Annotated in this window: 14 protein-coding genes, 1 tRNA gene and 1 pseudogene; 6 read left to right on the top strand and 10 right to left on the bottom strand. The window is 71.8% G+C overall.

Annotated elements, in window-relative coordinates:
- Window positions 1-504: 504 nt before the first annotated feature.
- The 3 genes and pseudogenes from ACFC1R_RS25870 to ACFC1R_RS25860 form a co-directional block, all read left to right on the top strand.
- Window positions 505-1,569 (top strand): annotated as a pseudogene (locus ACFC1R_RS25870) (sugar phosphate nucleotidyltransferase); the annotation flags it as partial.
- Window positions 1,570-1,837: 268 nt separating this feature from the next.
- Window positions 1,838-2,875 carry a YIP1 family protein gene (locus ACFC1R_RS25865; protein WP_375942449.1) on the top strand — a complete coding sequence of 346 codons (1,038 nt, stop codon included), beginning with the start codon at window positions 1,838-1,840 and terminating at the stop codon, window positions 2,873-2,875.
- 254 nt (window positions 2,876-3,129) lie between these two features.
- Window positions 3,130-4,023, top strand: a complete 894-nt coding sequence (locus ACFC1R_RS25860) for a metal-dependent hydrolase (RefSeq protein WP_375942447.1) — start codon at window positions 3,130-3,132, stop codon at window positions 4,021-4,023.
- A gap of 87 nt (window positions 4,024-4,110) precedes the next feature.
- On the opposite strand, the gene dcd is transcribed toward ACFC1R_RS25860, so the two are convergent.
- Window positions 4,111-4,686, bottom strand: coding sequence for a dCTP deaminase (dcd, locus tag ACFC1R_RS25855; protein WP_045306098.1), 576 nt, complete (start codon window positions 4,684-4,686; stop codon window positions 4,111-4,113).
- Window positions 4,687-4,779: 93 nt separating this feature from the next.
- Window positions 4,780-5,001: a hypothetical protein gene (locus ACFC1R_RS25850; RefSeq protein WP_375942445.1), complete on the bottom strand. Its 222-nt coding sequence runs from the start codon at window positions 4,999-5,001 to the stop codon at window positions 4,780-4,782.
- Between the two features lie 364 nt (window positions 5,002-5,365).
- Here ACFC1R_RS25850 and ACFC1R_RS25845 point away from each other — a divergent pair.
- Window positions 5,366-5,436, top strand: a tRNA-Gly gene (locus tag ACFC1R_RS25845).
- Between the two features lie 236 nt (window positions 5,437-5,672).
- Here the strand turns inward: ACFC1R_RS25845 and ACFC1R_RS25840 are convergent.
- Window positions 5,673-5,855, bottom strand: coding sequence for a hypothetical protein (locus ACFC1R_RS25840; RefSeq protein ID WP_375942443.1), 183 nt, complete (start codon window positions 5,853-5,855; stop codon window positions 5,673-5,675).
- A 43-nt stretch (window positions 5,856-5,898) separates the two neighbouring features.
- Window positions 5,899-6,546, bottom strand: coding sequence for a maleylpyruvate isomerase family mycothiol-dependent enzyme (locus ACFC1R_RS25835; RefSeq protein ID WP_375942441.1), 648 nt, complete (start codon window positions 6,544-6,546; stop codon window positions 5,899-5,901).
- 71 nt (window positions 6,547-6,617) lie between these two features.
- On the opposite strand from ACFC1R_RS25835, the gene ACFC1R_RS25830 reads away from it, so the two are divergent.
- Window positions 6,618-7,577: a LysR family transcriptional regulator gene (locus ACFC1R_RS25830; RefSeq protein WP_375942439.1), complete on the top strand. Its 960-nt coding sequence runs from the start codon at window positions 6,618-6,620 to the stop codon at window positions 7,575-7,577.
- Between the two features lie 323 nt (window positions 7,578-7,900).
- Here ACFC1R_RS25830 and ACFC1R_RS25825 read toward each other — a convergent pair whose 3' ends face one another.
- From ACFC1R_RS25825 to ACFC1R_RS25805, 5 genes are all read right to left on the bottom strand, one after another.
- Entirely contained in the window at window positions 7,901-9,067 is a 1,167-nt protein-coding gene (locus tag ACFC1R_RS25825) for a damage-control phosphatase ARMT1 family protein (RefSeq protein ID WP_375942437.1), read from the bottom strand.
- Window positions 9,068-9,312: 245 nt separating this feature from the next.
- Window positions 9,313-10,809: a DUF4407 domain-containing protein gene (locus ACFC1R_RS25820; protein ID WP_375942435.1), complete on the bottom strand. Its 1,497-nt coding sequence runs from the start codon at window positions 10,807-10,809 to the stop codon at window positions 9,313-9,315.
- A 163-nt stretch (window positions 10,810-10,972) separates the two neighbouring features.
- Window positions 10,973-12,298, bottom strand: coding sequence for a hypothetical protein (locus ACFC1R_RS25815; protein WP_375942433.1), 1,326 nt, complete (start codon window positions 12,296-12,298; stop codon window positions 10,973-10,975).
- 2 nt (window positions 12,299-12,300) lie between these two features.
- A complete protein-coding gene (locus tag ACFC1R_RS25810; RefSeq protein WP_375942431.1) occupies window positions 12,301-14,454 on the bottom strand; it encodes a hypothetical protein in 2,154 nt (717 codons plus the stop codon).
- The gene (locus tag ACFC1R_RS25805; RefSeq protein WP_375942429.1) at window positions 14,454-15,347 is read right to left on the bottom strand and encodes a hypothetical protein; all 894 of its coding nucleotides are present in this window, start codon (window positions 15,345-15,347) and stop codon (window positions 14,454-14,456) included. The genes ACFC1R_RS25810 and ACFC1R_RS25805 overlap by 1 nt, the downstream gene beginning before the upstream one ends.
- Before the next feature lie 282 nt (window positions 15,348-15,629).
- On the opposite strand from ACFC1R_RS25805, the gene ACFC1R_RS25800 reads away from it, so the two are divergent.
- Window positions 15,630-16,085, top strand: coding sequence for a hypothetical protein (locus tag ACFC1R_RS25800; RefSeq protein WP_375942427.1), 456 nt, complete (start codon window positions 15,630-15,632; stop codon window positions 16,083-16,085).
- 131 nt (window positions 16,086-16,216) lie between these two features.
- Here ACFC1R_RS25800 and ACFC1R_RS25795 read toward each other — a convergent pair whose 3' ends face one another.
- The gene (locus ACFC1R_RS25795; protein ID WP_375942425.1) at window positions 16,217-16,933 is read right to left on the bottom strand and encodes a Crp/Fnr family transcriptional regulator; all 717 of its coding nucleotides are present in this window, start codon (window positions 16,931-16,933) and stop codon (window positions 16,217-16,219) included.
- Window positions 16,934-17,110: the final 177 nt, after the last annotated feature.

Below are 17,110 nucleotides of genomic sequence, written 5' to 3'. Positions count from 1 at the left end.
TGCCCGTTCTGCCTGGTGATGCTCTCCGACTCGGTCAACGGCAAGAAGAACGAGGGCGCCGCCAAGGAACACCTGAAGGTGGTCGACGTCGCCCAGCTGCTGCTCGACTCGGTCAAGGCCCAGCCCACCGAGCCGGAACCGGCCGAGGTCTGAGCCCGAAGCGCCACCGTTGACGTTCGGCCCTCACTCCGCCCGGAGTGGGGGCCGAACGCATTCCGCCGGACACGATCTTTGGCGATCGTTAATGTTCGTTTAAGCGCCCGGTCGATCGTCTGTGGGGTACTTCGATGATTCAGTGATAAGGATCAAGCAGCCACTGGAACGGGCCTGCTTTGGAAGGAAATACAGTAGGCGCTTGACGGGCCCTGTACGGGGCCGATGATCAGTGACGTCCACGTCGGACGTCACACGTCAGATGTCACCGAATGGCGACACCGGCCACGAAACCGGCCGGGTCGCCACCGGAACGGCCACCACACCGGAACAAGGGGAGAATCGCGGACCATGACCGAGGCGATCATGCTGGTCGGCGGTAAGGGCACACGACTGCGCCCGCTGACCACCCACACCCCCAAGCCGATGCTGCCCGTCGCCGGCGTGCCCTTCATCGCCCACCAGCTGGCCCGCGCCGCCGCCGCCGGTGTCACCCGGGTGGTGCTGGCCACCTCGTACCTCGCCGAGGTCTTCGTCGACCACTTCAAGGACGGCAGCCCATACGGCATCGAGCTGGTCTACCTCACCGAGAAGGAGCCGCTGGGCACCGGCGGTGCCATCCGCAACGCCGCCACCGGCCTCACCTGCGGCCCGGACGAGCCGGTCCTGGTCTTCAACGGCGACATCCTCTCCGGCGTGGACATCGCGGCCCTGCGCGACGGTCACGTGGCCGCAGGCGCCGACGTCACCCTGCACCTCACCCGGGTCGAGGACCCGCGCGCCTTCGGCCTGGTGCCGACCGACGCCAACGGGCGGGTGCTGGAGTTCCTGGAGAAGCCCGAGACCCCCGAGCAGATCGTCACGGACCAGATCAACGCCGGGTGCTACGTCTTCACCCGATCGGTGATCGACCGCATCCCGACCGGCCGCGAGGTCTCGGTCGAGCGCGAGACCTTCCCCGAGCTGCTGTCCACCGGCGCCCTGCTGCGCGGTGTGGTCGACACCTCGTACTGGCTCGACCTGGGCACTCCGGCGGCCTTCGTGCGCGGCTCGGCCGACCTGGTGCTCGGCAAGGTCGACTCCCCGGCCGTGCCGGGACCGATCGGCGAGGCCCTGCTGCTGCCCGACGCCGAGGTCCACCCGGGCGCGGTGCTCAGCTCCGGCACGGTGGTCTCCGAGGGTTCGGTGGTCGAGTCCGGCGCGATCGTCGAGGGCAGTGTGATCCTGCCGGGCGCGGTGATCGGCGCGGACGCCTTCGTCAAGGACTCCATCGTCGGCGCGTACGCGACGATCGGGGCGCGCACGGCGCTCGACGGGGCCGTGATCGGGGACGGCGCGATCGTCGAGTCCGACAACGAGCTCCCCAACGGGATCCGGATCGCCTGCGGCACCCTGCTGCCGGTCGGCGCGGTCCGCACCACGGCGGGCCCCGGCGGGTGCCCGGCCGGGGAGACCTCGGCGGCCGTCGTGCACGCTCCGTCGGTCGGCGCGCAGCGGTAGGGCGCCGGGCGGCCGTGGGTCGGCCGGGTGCCTGGGGGGTCGTGGGTCGACTGGTGGGCCCTGGGCTGGCTGGTGGGTCATGGGTCGGCCGGTGGGCCGTCGGCGTGTCACAGCGGTGCTGCAATCTCCCATCGACCTGTTGATCAACCGACGCCCGGTCAGCCGCACCGGGTAACGTCGTTGCGTGGCTGGCAACGGATACGACAACGGACAGGGCGCCGCGGACCCCCGACAGGGCTGGCCTGCGGCGCCCGGTGGGCCTTCGGGCGCGCGGGCGCACGCGGGGCAGTACGGGCGTGGGCAGCAGGACGAGCCGCCGTACGCGTCCGGGCAGCCCGAGTTCTTCACCGCACCGCACGAGGGTTATCGCGGCGACGCCGGCCCGGGCGGGCCGTCGGCGTACGCGGGTGGTCCGGGGGCGCACCCGCCGGGGGCGGACGAGCCGGGGCACACCAGGGCCTTCGCCATCGGCGAGCCGCCGTACCCGTACGGCGAACCGCCGTACCAGCAGCCGTACGGGCAGCCCTATGAGCAGCAGGAGCCGTACGGGCAGCAGGACTACCGGGACCAGGACCGGCCGCAGGGCTACGGGCCGGGCTACGACGAGCAGGGCTACCCCGTACAGGACAACGTCGCCGTCTACCGGGCCGGCGGTCAGTCCGCGCCGCACGCCGGCGGCCCGCGGCTGCCGTGGAAGCAACTGCTGGTGGGCATGTACCGGGAGCCGTCCCCGACCTTCGACCGGATGCGCGACCACCAGGTGTGGCTGCCCGCGCTCTCCGTCTCGCTGATCTACGGCGTGCTCGCCGTGCTCGGCATGGGGGCCACCCACAACGACGTGGTCAACTCCACCTTCTCGGTCGCCGCCTGGGCGATCGTCGCGGCGGCGGTCGGGTTCACCCTGGCCGGGGGCATGCTCGGCGCGGTGACGTACGCGCTGGCCCGACAGTTCGGCGGCGACGGCCCCTGGCAGTCGACGGTCGGCCTGGCGGTGCTGATCGGCTGGACCACGGACGCGCCACGGCTGCTGTTCGCGCTCTTCCTGCCGGGGAGCAACGCCGTGGTGCAGGTGCTCGGCTGGGCGACCTGGCTGTTCTGCGCCTTCCTGCTGACCACCATGGTGCGCCGACTGCACGACCTGCCCTGGGGCAAGGCGGCGGGCGCGGCGGCGGTGCAGTTGCTGGCGCTGTTGGTGCTGATCAAGCTGCCGACGCTGGGCTGAGCCGGGGCGGACCGCTCGGGCTGAGCCGGGGCGGGCGGACCGACCGGGCCGTGCCCGGACCGGTGCCCCCATTAGGGTGGTGGTGCCCAGCTTCCGTCCGAGCCCGCCTCCGCCAGCCTGCTTCCGGCGGGCCCGTCTCCCCCCAGCCCGCCTGCCTTCGCGGCTGCTTCGCAGCGTTCCTTTCGAACACGTCCGGTCCGCAGGTGTCCTCCCGGACTTCTCGGACTCACTCACCCCGTGCACGGAGCCATCGAATGACCGTCCTCCCCACCACCCACGTCAGCTTCCCGGCCGGGGAGGTGAGCGGTGAGTCGTCCGTGCTCGCCGTGCACGCGCTGGCCGACGGCCGGTACGCCGTGGTCACCGAGGCGACCCCGTTCCACCCGCTCGACCACACCTGGCCCGACCAGCCCGCCGACCTCGGTGAACTCACCGTCGGCGGCGTCACCTACCCGGTGGTGGACTGCCTGACCGGCGCCGTCGGCCCCGAGGGCGGCGAGCTGCTGGTCGGCGCCGACATCCCGGTGCGGCGGGGCGACGAGGAGTGGTCCTGGCTGGTGCTGCACGTGGTCGGGACGGAGCCGGCCGGGGCGGTCGGCCAGGTCGCCGAACTGCGGGTGGACGCCGGGCGCCGCGCCCTGCTCTCCGCCTCCCACAGCGGCTGCCACCTGCTCGCGCTCGCCCTGAACGCCGCCCTCGCCCCGCGCTGGCGCAAGGACCCGGGCCGGTCCGACGCCTTCGGCAACCCCGACTTCGACAGCCTCGCCATGGCCTCCTCGGTGATGGACACCGAGGCCAGCACGGACACCTACCGGCTCGGCAAGTCCCTGCGCAAGAAGGGCTTCACGGCGGAGGCCACCGAGGAGTACCCCGCGCTGGCCGAGGCGATCCCCTCGCTCACCGAGGCCGTCAACGCCCAGCTCGCCGCCTGGGTCGCGGCCGACGCCGCCGTCCGGATCGAGGTGCCGGGCCCCGAGCTGACCGCCCGCCGCCGCTGGCACTGCGAGCTCCCGGCCGGCCCGGCCGAGATCTTCTGCGGCGGGACCCACCTGCACCACCTCGGCGAACTGGCCGAGCTGCGTACCGAGTTGCTGCTCTCCGCGGACGGCAGCGAGCTGGTCGCGGTCACCCGGCCGAAGCGGGCCTGAACCAAACGGCCTGAGCACGGCGGAGGGGGCGTACGGTTCAGTCCGTACGCCCCCTCCGTTTCGGTGTCACACCAGGATGCGGCGGTGTCACACCTGGGTGCGGTGGAAGTTCAGGTGCGAACGCGAAGGCGTCGGGCCGCGCTGGCCCTGGTAGCGGGAGCCGTACCGCTGCGAGCCGTACGGGTGCTCGGACGGGGAGGAGAGCCGGAACAGGCAGAGCTGGCCGATCTTCATGCCCGGGTAGAGCTTGATCGGGAGAGTCGCCACGTTCGACAGCTCCAGCGTGACGTGCCCGCTGAAACCGGGGTCGATGAAGCCCGCCGTGGAGTGCGTCAGCAGCCCGAGCCGTCCGAGGCTGGACTTGCCCTCCAGCCGGGAGGCGACGTCGTCCGGGAGCGTGATCACCTCGTACGTCGAGGCCAGCACGAACTCGCCCGGGTGCAGGATGAACGCGTCGTCGCCCTCCGGCTCGACCAGCCGCGTCAGGTCCGGCTGCTCCTCGGAGGGGTCGATGTGCGGGTAGCGGTGGTTCTCGAACACCCGGAAGAAACGATCCAGCCGGACGTCGATGCTGGAGGGCTGGACCATGGCAGGGTCGAACGGGTCGATCTTGACCCGGCCCTTGTCGATCTCGGTACGGATGTCCTTGTCAGAGAGCAGCACGCTTCGAGAGTACGTGCACACGTGGGCCCCGGCCGAATCCGGCCGGGGCCCACGTGGTCCGTTCTGCCTTGTGAGAGCTCTCCGGCCCGGCGTTCAGGCCAGGAACGGAGCGGCCTCCAGCTCCAGCGCGCGGGCCAGCTGCAGCGCCGACAGCTCATTCACGTCGGCCGGTACCGAACTGCGCAGCCGTCCGCACTGCGGACAGCGGATCAGTCTGCCGGGGCCGAGCCGCCGGGGGCCGAGCTGCTGCATCGGGAACGTGCTGGTGCTGAACAGGTGCCCCTCGGCACAACGAACGACGGTGCGCTGCTCCATCGATCCCCTTCCCATTCTTCCCCGTAAGCGCGCCGCTCCGGCGGCAGCGCTGCACTGCTGTTGTTCCTGCGGCCCCGAGGTCACGAGGGCCTGCGTCCCCGAGCGGAACCGCCGCCTCTGCGGAACTGCCGTGCCAGTGGCCGGTATCCACGCGGGCCACGCCCAGGACAGCGACACATTAGGGGATGTACCGGACATTCCACGCGGCGGCTCGCCGCCCCACCCGGCCCAGCGGAACGGCCCACACAGTACGCCTCGCGCCACCCGCGCGCATCGACCCGGCGCCGCGTTCACGCCATGCCCGGGCACCCCCTCGGATGGGGTAGAGTGTGGAATGATCGAGCAGTCGCTGACGGCTCATCAGGCGGGCGTAGTTTAATGGTAGAACATGAGCTTCCCAAGCTTAGAGCGCGAGTTCGATTCTCGTCGCCCGCTCTGAAGGAAAGCCCCAGGTCAACGGCCTGGGGCTTTTTTGTTGCCTGGACCGATCCAAGGCATTGCACCACTGACGCGCCAATAACCACGGGCAGCGGCAGTCAAGGGTGACCTGTATGGCACGGTCGCCATTTCGGCTCGGCGGGCTGTGCTGAGCGATGAGCTTGTTCGGTCCCCGGCGTCTGTCGACTCCTTTCTGGCGGTCGGGCCCGGACGGCAGGAGCCTTCGCGCGGTGTCAGCCGACACCCGCGTACGAGTGCTTGCCGGTGACGAAGATGTTGATCCCGTAGTAGTTCGCGGTCACCGCGAGGCCGAGGGTGAGCACGACACCGAGGGTGACCGGCAGCCCGAGCCGGCGCACCGGCGCTCTCGCTGCCAGCAGACCCAGCCGGAGCTCAACGGCCGAGGCGAGCTCCACTGCGAATTCCTCTGGAGTCGGGGCTTCGGCACGGCACGGACACTCAGGCAGCGTGGAAGCGTTCGCACTGCTCGCCGTGGAGGCGGCCCCGGGGGAGCTTTCGGCCGTACGCGAGCAGTAGGAGGTCCTGTGCCCTGCCGGACAGAGGGGTTCCGGTGCCGAATGACCAGTCGAGGTCGCCGGCGCGGAGTTCGATGCCGTCGAGGTCGGCTCCGAAGAACTTGAGGGTCCTGGAGTCGATGCTCTTCAGGAGGATGCGCAGGCGGTCTTCGGGAACCCGACGGTCGAGGCCCAGGGCGACCGTGATGTCCAGACCGTGGATCACGTCGTGACCCAGGGCGGCCTCGAATCCGCCGACCGGTGGCTTCCAGGGGTGGCTCGCGTTGTCCCTGAGCGACGCGGTGAGTTCTTCGGCCGAGTGGGCGGCGGCGTCCTTGCGGGCGCATCGGTCCGTCATCCGGTTGAGGCTGCCGCGTGCTTTGACGAGTTCCCACGCCATCGTGGGGATCGAGTACCGGAACCCCATCGTCATGTGGGCGGCGACCTCCCGTACCCGCCAACCCGCGCACAGCGTCGGCGCGTCCCACTGCGCGGCCGACAGGCCGTCCAACAAGTCGGCCAGCTCTCGGCGTTCGGCCGCGATCGCGGTTCTGACGTCCGCCGCTGTGCTTTCGTGCGTCGTGTTCCCCATGACTTCGAGGGTGTCGGCGGGGTGGCCGGAAGTCCAAGACTTTGCGTGTCTCGCGGCTAGCATCACCGGTTATGGAGCTTCGACAGCTGCGGTACTTCGTCGCTGTGGTGGAGGAGGCCAACTTCACCCGTGCCGCCGCCCGCCTGCACCTGGCGCAGCCGGGGGTGAGCGCCCAGGTCCGGCAGCTCGAGCGGGAACTCGGGCAGCCGCTGCTGGACCGCTCCGGTGGATCGGTGACCCTGACGGACGTGGGCGAGGCCGTACTGCCGTATGCGCGGGCCGCACTCGCCGCCGTCGAGGGGGTGCGGCAGACCGTGGACGAGTTCTCCGGACTGCTCCGCGGCCGGGTCGCGATCGGCCTCGTCCCGGGTGCCACCGCCCACGAATTCGACGTGGCTTCCGTGCTGGCCGATTTCCACGACGACCACCCGCAGGTCGAGATCGCTCTGGCCGAGGACACCTCGGAGCGGATGCTCGCTTCCCTGCGCCTCGGTGAACTCGACATCGCCGTGATCGGATTGGCGGATGAGGAACCCCCGCCGGGCGTCTCGCTCCAGATCGTGATCGACGAACCCCTGGTCGCAGCTCTCGCGCCGGACGACTCCCTCATCGCGCATGCGGGCCGCGGGAGCATTCCGTTGGCCGCCCTCCGCGACCGTCCGTTGATCAGCCTGCCGCGCGGCACCGGTCTGCGCGGGGTGCTCGACCGCGCGTGCGCGCGGGCCGGTTTCCACCCTCGCGTCGCGTTCGAGGCGGTCTCCCCGCAGCTCCTGGTGGAGCTCGCCGCCCGTGGGCTCGGCGTGGCCGTGGTTCCGTCGCTTCCGGCTGACGATGCGTCAGCCGCCGGGCTGCGGACGCTGGAGATCACGGATCCGCAGCCTCGTGGCCGGGTCGCTCTGGCCTGGCGGACGGACGGGCCCGGCAGTCCCGCAGCCAAGGCGCTCCTGCGTCTGCTCCGTACAGCTCTCTCCGCGTCAGGGGCCTTCGGCGGAAGCCCGGTTGGGCCTGATGCCGGGAACGGGCCGTCCTGAGTCCGGCGGAGTCCATGATTCGGGCGAAGAGTCCGCGCCACCGGCGCCGGCCTCGCGGGGCTCTGGAAGGGCCGCACGCACCGGCAGCGCACCAGTCGGGGTGGTACGCCACGGACGACCACGGCGCCACTCGGTGGCGACGGTTCGAGCGGCCTCAGGGGCTGGCGGCGTGCTGACCCGCACAGACGACATGAGAGCGTCCGGGATTCCCGAACTTCGTTGTCCGGACCGACTCCGGACCCGTGCGCGGCGGAGGCCCGGTGCGGAGGCCCGGTGAGCTCGGGCTCGGCGGGGGCGGCCCGGGCGGGTCCGGACGGGCGGCGTCATGTCGTGGCGCGCGCCTGGACGACGGCGTGACGGCCGCTGGTGCGCCAGGGCTCGCCGGAGCGGTCGAGGGCGGTGACCTGTGCCGTGCCGAGGCCGACGATCACGTCGGACTTCAGGGTCCGCAGGGCCGTGACGGGGGAGGGGAAGTGGCCGGTGGTCTCCGCGAACGGTGTGGTCGGTGGCCACCGGCGGTCGCCCACCAGGCGGCGGTAGTTGAGGTCGCCCTTGAGGATCGTCAGCGTCGCGCCCGCGAACTCCGTCCGGAGGTCGGCGGGCAGGTCGTGGAAGGGCAGCGGCGCGCAGAAGAACGGGTGGGTGCGGACCGCCAGCGTGCCGTCGTTCATCGCCCGCCACAGGCGTCGGCCGATCAGCGCGGCCTCCGGCCCGGGGGCGGTGCGCAGGCGTTCGACCGTGGCGAGGACATCGGCCGTGGTGGCGTCCGAGACGTAGTAGGGCCGGGGCTTGACGTAGAGGACGACCCGGCCGGCCAGGCCGCTGGTGAGCAGGTGGTCGAGGAGGACCAGGTCCGGCAGCAGCTCCCGGCCGGCGTTGTCCGCCACCAGGCAGAGGAGACCGCCGCGGGACCGGTCGAGCGTGCTCCCGAGAAGGGCGCCGTCGTCGGCGAGCAGGGCCGGGGAACGGGCCTCGTCCGTGGCCGCCGTGATCCGGAAGCCGAGGTCCGCGCGGTTGCCCCAGAGGGCCGACGACAGCAGTGCCTCCCACCGTCCCGCCTCCGGCAGGGCCCGGAGTCCGTCGAGGGCGGAGAGCTCGTCGTCGACGGCGACGCCGGCCAGCTCGGCGTTCTTGAACGGCGCGAACGGGTCGATGCCCTGCCAGGCCCCGGGCCTGAAGTAACCGGTGGCATCCAGCAGTCGGTGGTAGAAGTAGCTCTCGGCCCACAGGAACGGCACCTCGCCCCACGGCCTGCCCCACAGACCCTGCCCCCACTCCAGCCACCGGGCGTGGTCGGGGGTGCCCTCCTCGGGCGGTTCCAGGACACCGGTGGTGCTCTCGGCGAGCAGCCGCCCGACCGCCTCCCGCTCGGCGGGGCCGTACGGCAGTGCGTCGAGCACCTGCCGGACGAGCTTCGGGTGGCGCTCGTGGAAGACGCCCCAGGGGAAGGATCCGGGGACGTCACTGAGGATCACGGGTGCGCTCGGCACGTGTGGGCTCGTCTCTCTCGTCACGGGTGGACAGGAGGCCGGCGTCCCCGTGTTCGGTCCCGGCGGCCCCGGCACGGCCGGGCGCCGGCCGTCCATCGGCTGCCGCCGACCCTAGACGACCGGGACCCGCCGGCGGCGCTCCCCCGAGCGCCCGGTGCGGCCGTGTCCGGGATCCTGCCGGACGAGCGGGAGCCGTACGGGACGGATCGGCGTCCCGTACGGCTCCGACGGCGCTGCGCAGGTGGTCAGTCCACGACCGGGGACGGCTCCTCGGCGTCCCGGCTCTGGCGGCGGAACCGGGCGGCGAGGGCCTCGATCCTGGCGTCGACCTCTTCCTCCTCGCGGGCCTGCTTGTCGAGGTCGGCCTGGTGCAGGGCCGCGATGCGCCGCTGGTAGTCGTACTCGATCTGGTGCTGGCGCAGCTCGGCCTGGAGCGAGCCGTAGCGCTCCTCCAGGTTCTTCCGTGCGCCGTGGACGTTCTCCTCGGCCGCCAACTGCCGGGCGAGGCGCCGGTCGTAGGCGGTGGTGCCGTTCATGACCTTGACCAGGACGGGCAGGCAGTCGAGGACGATCAGCAGCAGTCGGACCAGCCACTCGTTCAGCCGGATGGTCAGGCTGCGGTCGGCCAGGCGCTGGAGCGCGCTGCCCTCCTCCAGGATGTCGATCCGTCCCTGGGTGGCCTTCTTGGCGGCCACCGCGCTGTCGATCGCCGTGTTCACCTGCTCGGCGTACGTCCTGGCGGCCGTTCCGGACTGCCCGATCAAGTCGTTGACCTGGGAGTCGAGTTGGTCCAGCTTGGACTGCTGCTCGTTGTAGGTGGCGGTGGTGCGGTCCGCTTCCACCCGGTCCCGTTGGCAGTTCGGGCCTTCGCCCGCGCGCCCGGTGGTGCCGGTGGTCGACCGGCCGGTGCACTCGTCGTGGGAGAGCGACTCCTTGGCGTCCTTCTGGCTCTTCAGGTCCGCGACGACGGCCGCGAGCTTGTCGCGCTCGGCGGTGGCGTCCTTCAGCCGCTGCTGGACGCCGAGCGGGGAGTTCTGCACGGTGACGGGATTGTCCCGGCACTCGGCGCTGTCGACCCGTTGCCCGGTGGGCGGGTTGCACCGGTGCAGCAGGTCACCGTAGGCGCCGATGACCTGCAGGCGGTGGTCCTGCACCTCCTGGTGGATGGCCGGCTGGAACACCCGCAGGACGATCGGCTCCGCGATGAACAGCCCCAGCAGCACGGAGAGCGCCAGCCGCGGCACCAGGATCCGCCACTTCTCACTGCCGCTGTGCCCGTGGGTGCTGGTGATGAGCAGGCCGTCGAGGCAGACGATGACCCAGGCCCAGACCGCGGCGGGCAGGATGAGCAGGTACCAGGGCGCACCGAGGAACCGGTTCATCGCGCTCAGCATGGAAACCCCGGCGAAGACACCGGTGTTGAGGATGATCAGCCCTATCCAGGTGTAGCGGCGCCGCTCCTCCGGGACCCAGTCCAGGACCTCCTCGTCCACCCCGGCGAGCCGGCGGATCTGCCGGCCGATCGGCCGGCCGGGCTCCGCCGGGCGCACCAACAGTTTGGGCCGGAGCGCCACTTCGGGGCCGTCCGGCCAGTCCGCCGCGTACGGCTCGCCCAGTTCGCCCGGCTCGCTCGGCTGGCCCAGTTCGCCCGGCTCGTTCGGCTGGCTCGGCTCGCCCGATTGGCTCGGCTCGCTCGGCTGATGGGGCCCGCTCGTCTGGCCAGGCTCTCCCAACTTGCCCAACTCGCCTGGCTCGTAGGGCTCGTATGGCTCGCCCCGACCGCCCAGTCCGTCCGGGCCGGGCAGTTTCGGCCCCCTCCGGCCTGCTCCGCCCGGCGGGAAGGGCGGCGGAGGCTGAAGCGGGACGGACGTCGCCGACCCGTCCCACTCGGAGTCGAGCTGCAGCTCAGTCGTCATCTTCTTCCCTCAGCACGTCCGACTTCTCGTACGCCCGGCGCTTGCGCTCGGCCGCGCCCGCCTCCAGGGCCTCCGGCTCCTCCGCCGCGGCCTGGTCGAGGTCGCGCTGCGACCCGGCCCCCTCGATCTCGGGCGCGGTGCCCAACTTGCCGAGCAGGCGCTCGAAGTCCACGAAGGTCTGGTCGCCGTGGCCGCGCTTGATCAGGTCGCGGACGACCTCCAGCGTCGCGTCCCGCTCCCACTGCTGGTCGGCCCGCCGGCTGGCGCTCAGCTCCTTGGTCAACTCCCGGTCCAGCTGCTCGCGTTCCTTCTGGTCGTCCCTGATCCGGTCCTCCAGCTCCCGCCTGCGCTGCCGCTTCTGCTCCAGGATCTCCTGCCGGCGCTCCCAGCGGCGCTCCGCCAGATCGCGCCGGTCCTCGCGCTTGAGGGACTCCTTGCGCTGCAGCTGGGCCAGCAGTTCGGCGGCGCTCATCTCGCCGCTGGCCTGCGCCCAGTAGGCGGCCATCTCCGGGCTGCCGGCGATCTGCTGGGCCGTCAGGGTGGACTGCCGCAGCGCGAACTCCCTGGCCTCCTTCTCCAGCAGCTGCTCGTGGGTCTGGTTGTCCACGTCCCGGTCCTGGTCGAACCGGCGCTGTCCCTCCTGGATCTCCTGGTCGTACTGCTGGCGCTGGACGTCCAGGCTGTGGTTCTGCTGCTGCTTCTCGAAGGCCAGGACGTTGGTGCGGTCCTGGTCCCGGCGCTGCCGCTGGAACCCGATCAGCTCGTCCGGCTCCAGCAGCTCCACGCTGGCGAACGAGACGGCCAGGCCGGAGATCTGCGGCGGACGCTCCGCCGTGTAGGCCATCATCTGGGCGTTCACGTTCCGTCGGACGGTGGTGATCTGGGAGATCCGGTAGTCCAGGCCGAGTTCGAAGAAGCGCTTGTGCTTGCGCAGGTACGCCAGCAGCGCCAGGCGTGCGTCGCCCTGCCCCTCCCTGACCACGATGGCCGGGTCGACCACCGAGCAGAGGAAGGTCACCTCGACCGTGAACTCCGCCGCCTCGGCGGAGGGGATCTTGAGCTGGACGGTCACCGGTGCGTTCCGCCGCAGGTCGACCACGCTCACGTGGTCGGCGGCCACCAGTTGTTCGTCACCCAGCCGCCGCCTGCCGGTGTCCAGCACGTAGCGTCCGTCCACCCGGTAGACGAGCACCTCGTGCCCGGCGGCCACGGGCAGTTCCTCCGGCGACCGGCGCCGGGCGCCCAGGCCGAACGGGCCGCGCTTGGGCGGATCCGCCAGCGGACGCTGTTCCACGATGGGATATGGCTTGATCATCCTCAACTCTCCGTGGCTGTACGGTGATGGGCCCTGTCCACCGCCGCGAGTAGGACTTCGGTCAGCACATCGGCCTGCGGCCGACGGGTCGAGTTGGCCACCAGTTTGGCCAAGTCCGTGGTGAACGGCTTGCGTTCGGGGAGGGGCAGGGCCCGGGCGAGCGCCTCGCCGAGCCGGCCGGCCTCGGCCGCCGCGTCCTCGCTGATCAGCTCCAGCTCCTCCAAGCCGGTCAGCAGTGCGGTCAACGCCCTTCTGCGCAGCGGCCGGTAGCAGATCACCGCGGCCCAGAGCCGGGCGATCTGCGGGGTCTTGTCCGGCGAGTCGCGCAGGTAGGACATCACGGCCGGGCCGCCGGTCCGCTCGTCCGGCGTGGACACCAGCGCCAGCAGGGTCTCCAGCAGCACGACCGAAGGACGCTGCCCCGGCAGCCGGCCGTCGGACGGCACCAGCTGCCGTTCCAGCCAGCCGGTGATCACCGAAGCCTTGTCGCCTGCCGAGGCGAGGATGCCGAAGAGCCTGGCCAGCGCCTGCTGCGCGGGCTCGCGCAGCCGGACGTCACCGCTCAGCATCGCCCACAGCTGCTTGGTCGCCTGGTGCGGGTAGCGGAGTCCCAGTTCGCCGGTGAAGGCCACCGCCGCGGCCCAGCGCCGCGCCCGGCCCGGGTCGTTCGCCCACCCCTCGGCAACGCTCAGCGCCACCGGCGCGAGCCCGTCGTCGGCCAGGCACATCAGCCAGACGGTGAACACGGCAGTCTGCTGGCCGGCCCACCCCAGCCTCCCGGCGGACCACGGTTGCAGATAGGTCCGCTCGACCTCCTGCACGTCGAGCCGGGCGAGCAGTGCCAGACCGGAGGCCACCGCCATCTGCAGCTGGGGGTCCTCGTCCAGCCCGGCCCGCACGGTGGCTGCGAGCCAGCCGCCGACCCCGTTCCAGAAGGAGCTGTCGAACCGGTCGCAGAGCTCGGCGAGCACCCGCTCGCGGTGCACCGGATCGCGGAAGGCCACCACGGTCCGGGTCCGGACGCCGTCCGGGACCCGCCTGGTGCAGATCAGCCCGCCGGCGCTGACCAGCGCCTCCCGGTTGGCCGGCAGCCTCGGCAGGACCGCCTCCTCCGGATCGGCCTCGGCCGGGGGCGCCAGGCTCGGCACGCAACTCGCCATCCTGGCCTCCAGCTTCGCCAGCCCGTCCTCGTAGGCCCGGACCCCGGCGCCGGCCGTGAACGCCAGGGCCGTCACCTCCAGTACCCGGCGCGGTTCGGGCCCGCTCCGGAACCACTCGGTGACGGCGGCCGACGCGGACAGCTCGAACTGTTCCAGCGCGTCCTGCGGCGAGGCCCCGGCCGCCAGCCGGCGGGCCACCTCGGCCAGGTCGTGCGGCCGGAAGTCCTCCGGCACGCCCGCCAGGACCTCCTCGACCACCTCCTCGGACACCTCGGCGCCGCCCAGCGCGCCGAGCAGCAGCCGACGCGGCTCGGGACGCTCCCAGGCCACCCGCCACGGCGGTCCGGCCGCCTGCACCGCCGTGGTGACCACCAGGTACGCCCCGGCGGCCCTGAGCGTGCTGCGCAGCCTGCGCCACAGGTGGTCGGCGTCCTCGGCCGAGGTCGCGTCCGCGACGCGGCCCGGCACCACGTACCCGCTTCCCCGCCCGTACTCGCGACTCGCCAACTCCTTGAGGGTGACGGTCGGTTGCAGCAGCAGCACCGGGCCCTCGACGACCTCGGCGAGCAGCGCGATGCCGCCGGTCCGTCGGCCCAGCCCGGCCGGGCCCCAGAGCTCCACCACGTGGTGCTTCTCCAGGTGGGCCAGCGCGCGCTCGTAGGAGGCAGGACGGGCGTAGCCCTGGATCGCCTCGTGCAGCTCCTCGTCGGTCAGCTTGCCGGTCTCGGCCGCCCGGCGGCGCGGCTTGCCGTCGCCGTCCTGGCGGCCGCCCGGCGCGCCGTGGCCGAAGACTCCGCCCCGGGCGTCCACCGTCCCGTTGAAGACCTGCATCACGAACTGGTGCTGGACGCTGCCGAGGCGGTCCGCCGCACCGCCCTCGGGCGGCAGGCCGTCGTCGGCCGGCGAATCCGAGGGCTCGGACGGCTCGGGTTCGTCCTCCGCGTCCGCCCGCTCGGGCCCGGGGTCCTCCTCGGCCGGTGAAGCGTCGGCCGCCATCAGAAGGTCCCGCTGGTGTTGACCGTGCCGTTGTTGATGCCGAAGACCGAACCGGGTGCGCGTACTTCGCCGTGCACCACGACCCGCATGGACTGGCCCTGTCCGGCGGGCGCGGCCGCCGGGGTGGGCGCCGGGACTGCCGGGGAGGCGGTCGGGGTGACTGCCGGGGCGGCAGCAGGGGAGGCGGTCGGGTCCGACGGGGTGGTCGACGCCGGGGCTGCGGCCGGGGCCGGGCCGGCGGGTCCGTGGTCGGAGTCGGAGCCGGAGTTCGGGCCGGGCTTCCCGGCGGGGTCGAGGGCGAGCGCGTGCACGTCCACGCCGGGTACCCGGAGCCAGGCGATGACGTCCCGCTCCTTCTTCTTCACCCGCACCTCCCGGAACTCCTTCGGCGACAGCTTGGTGTGCCGCTGGAGCACGGTGTCGGTGTAGACCTGGTCGGAGAGGATCACGGCCAGGCACGCCTGCGGCGCCAGCTCCAGTGCCCGACGCGGCGGCTCGCTGTCGACCAGCCGGCTGACCAGCACGATCCCGTGCCCGGCGAAGCCGTTGTCGGCCGGGATGGCGGTGCCGAAGTGGACGGCGAGCCGCATCCGCAGCCAACGCTCCGCATAGCGGCCGTCGTTGTGCCGCTCCAGGGCGGCCTGGAGTTCGGCCACGTAGTCGTCCACGACCCGGGCCTCCGAGATCTCGGCGGGCATGACGGCGAGTTCGCCGTCGCCGCCCGGCTGCCTGTTCCAGACCGAGCGGTCCAGCCCGGTGGCATCGGCCGCTTCGTCGAACACCCGGATGAGATCGCGCTGGATCGTGAGGTGGGAGCGCTCGTCGCCGCTGCCGTATCCCTTCACATCCGCGGAGAGCAGCAGCCTGCGGGTCACCTCGTGGGTCGGGCTCAAGTCCGCTCAGCCTTCCTCTGTGGTGGTGCATGTGGTGAATCGTCAGTTTCCTGCGTCCGCGCAGGCGGGATTCCTGATCGATACGGCTTCCCCCGGGCCGATCCCACCGGGGACGGGTGACCATGCTCACAGCACCTGATCCCTGATTCATCCGGGGTCGCCGATTCGTTACCGAGGTCCCATGGAGTCAACGACTTTCGCCTCCCGGAGGGCACATTGAGCGATCACCGAACAACCGCCCGGCGGCCGGACTCGTCCGGACTCGAGGTGGCCCTGAACGCGTTGACGATCTTTCAGGGATACGTCCAGCAGGCCGACAGCAAGGTGAACACCCTGCTGGTGGTGCACACCGGCGGTGCCGTGGCAGTGGTCAGCACCCTGGGCGGACGCGGCGATCTGCGGCATCCCGTACTCACCTGGATCCTGCTGGCCGGGTTCGCCACCGCGTTCCTGGTCTCCGGCTACCACGTGACCCAGGCGCTGCGCCCTCGCCTCGATCCGCCGGTGCCGCCCAGCCGGTTCGCCATCACCGGACTGGCCGACGACGACGGCCTCGGGGCGGTCGGGCCCGACACGGCGCGCTGGGACCCGGCCGCGCAGCGGATCGAGGCCTGGGCGACGGCACGGCTGCTCTCACAGATCGCGCTGGTGAAGAACCGGCACGTGGTACGTGCCACTCCCTGGACGGCCTCGATGCTGGCCCTCGGCATGGCGGCAGCCCTGACGGCCCTCTGCTGATCCTTGCTGCCTGGTCTCCGGTGCCTGGTCTCCGGTGCCTGATCCTCGGGGGCTGATATCCGGAGCCCGGTTCCCGGTGTCTGATCCTCGGGGGCTGGTCTCCGGTGTCCCTGCCGTGCGTACGCGGGAGGTCAGTCCCGGTCGGCGAACCGGCGCAGCGCCACCAGGTCGAGCACGGTGACCCCCCGGTAGTGCGGGCGGACCAGGCCCTCACCCTTGAGCCTGCGCATGGCGAGGCCGACCGCGTCCTCGCGCGCGCCGATCAGCCTGCCCAGCTCCAGCTGGGACAGGTGCACCCCGATCTCGTGGCCGTCCACCACCTCGTGACCGTGCCGGTCCACCAACTCGGCCAGTACCCGGGCGAGTCGGCCGGGCACGCCGAAGGCGGCGAAGTCCAGCCTGCGGCGGTTGGCCGAGTCCAGCCGGTCCGCCATCATGCTGCTGACGGCCTCCCAGGCATCCGGGTACTCGTGGAGGAAGCCCAGGAAGCGCTCCCGGGTGACCACGGTCACCAGGACGCTGCTGCAGGCCGTCACGGTGGCCGCCCTGGGCACCATCCGCAGGGCGGCCTGCTCGCCCACCAGGTCACCGCTCACCCGGATGCCGAGCAGGCTCTCCGTCCCGTTCGCCAGGGTCGCCGTCACCTTGGCGCAGACGACCCCGTCCGGATCGGCTGGCTGGATCAGGCAGACGTGGGTCGTCCGGTCGCCCTGGCTCAGCAGCACGCCCCCGGCCTCGTAGCGGGTGGGCCGGCCCAGTCCCAGCAGCTGTTCGGCCCGGTCCTTCGCCAGTCTCGCGAGGAACGTCCCCTTGGCCCAACTCGGGCCCCTCGTAGCGTCAGATCGCACGGCAACCGCCCTCGAATCGCCTCATGACCGCATTGAACCGGCCAATCGGCGGCAGGAGAAGTCCTCTGCGGGCAGGACCACTCCCCGTCCGGTCCGTCCCACCCGAACGAGTGGACGTCATGGTCCCGCCCGCCACACTGGTCCTGCCCGTCACACCGGTCCCGCCGTACCGAATCC

The organism is Kitasatospora sp. NPDC056138, from assembly GCF_042264695.1.
GTDB lineage: Bacteria > Actinomycetota > Actinomycetes > Streptomycetales > Streptomycetaceae > Kitasatospora.
The sequence above is the reverse complement of the archived record's forward strand: the minus strand, read 5'-3'. Positions and strand labels throughout refer to the sequence as shown.

Coding starts and splice junctions, on each gene's coding strand:
- ACFC1R_RS25850 (WP_375942445.1), bottom strand. CDS start 5,001: ATGGAGCAGCGCACCGTCGTTCGTTGTGCCGAGGGGCACCTGTTCAGC.
- ACFC1R_RS25835 (WP_375942441.1), bottom strand. CDS start 6,546: ATGGGGAACACGACGCACGAAAGCACAGCGGCGGACGTCAGAACCGCG.
- ACFC1R_RS25860 (WP_375942447.1), top strand. CDS start 3,130: ATGACCGTCCTCCCCACCACCCACGTCAGCTTCCCGGCCGGGGAGGTG.
- ACFC1R_RS25815 (WP_375942433.1), bottom strand. CDS start 12,298: ATGATCAAGCCATATCCCATCGTGGAACAGCGTCCGCTGGCGGATCCG.
- ACFC1R_RS25810 (WP_375942431.1), bottom strand. CDS start 14,454: ATGGCGGCCGACGCTTCACCGGCCGAGGAGGACCCCGGGCCCGAGCGG.
- ACFC1R_RS25830 (WP_375942439.1), top strand. CDS start 6,618: ATGGAGCTTCGACAGCTGCGGTACTTCGTCGCTGTGGTGGAGGAGGCC.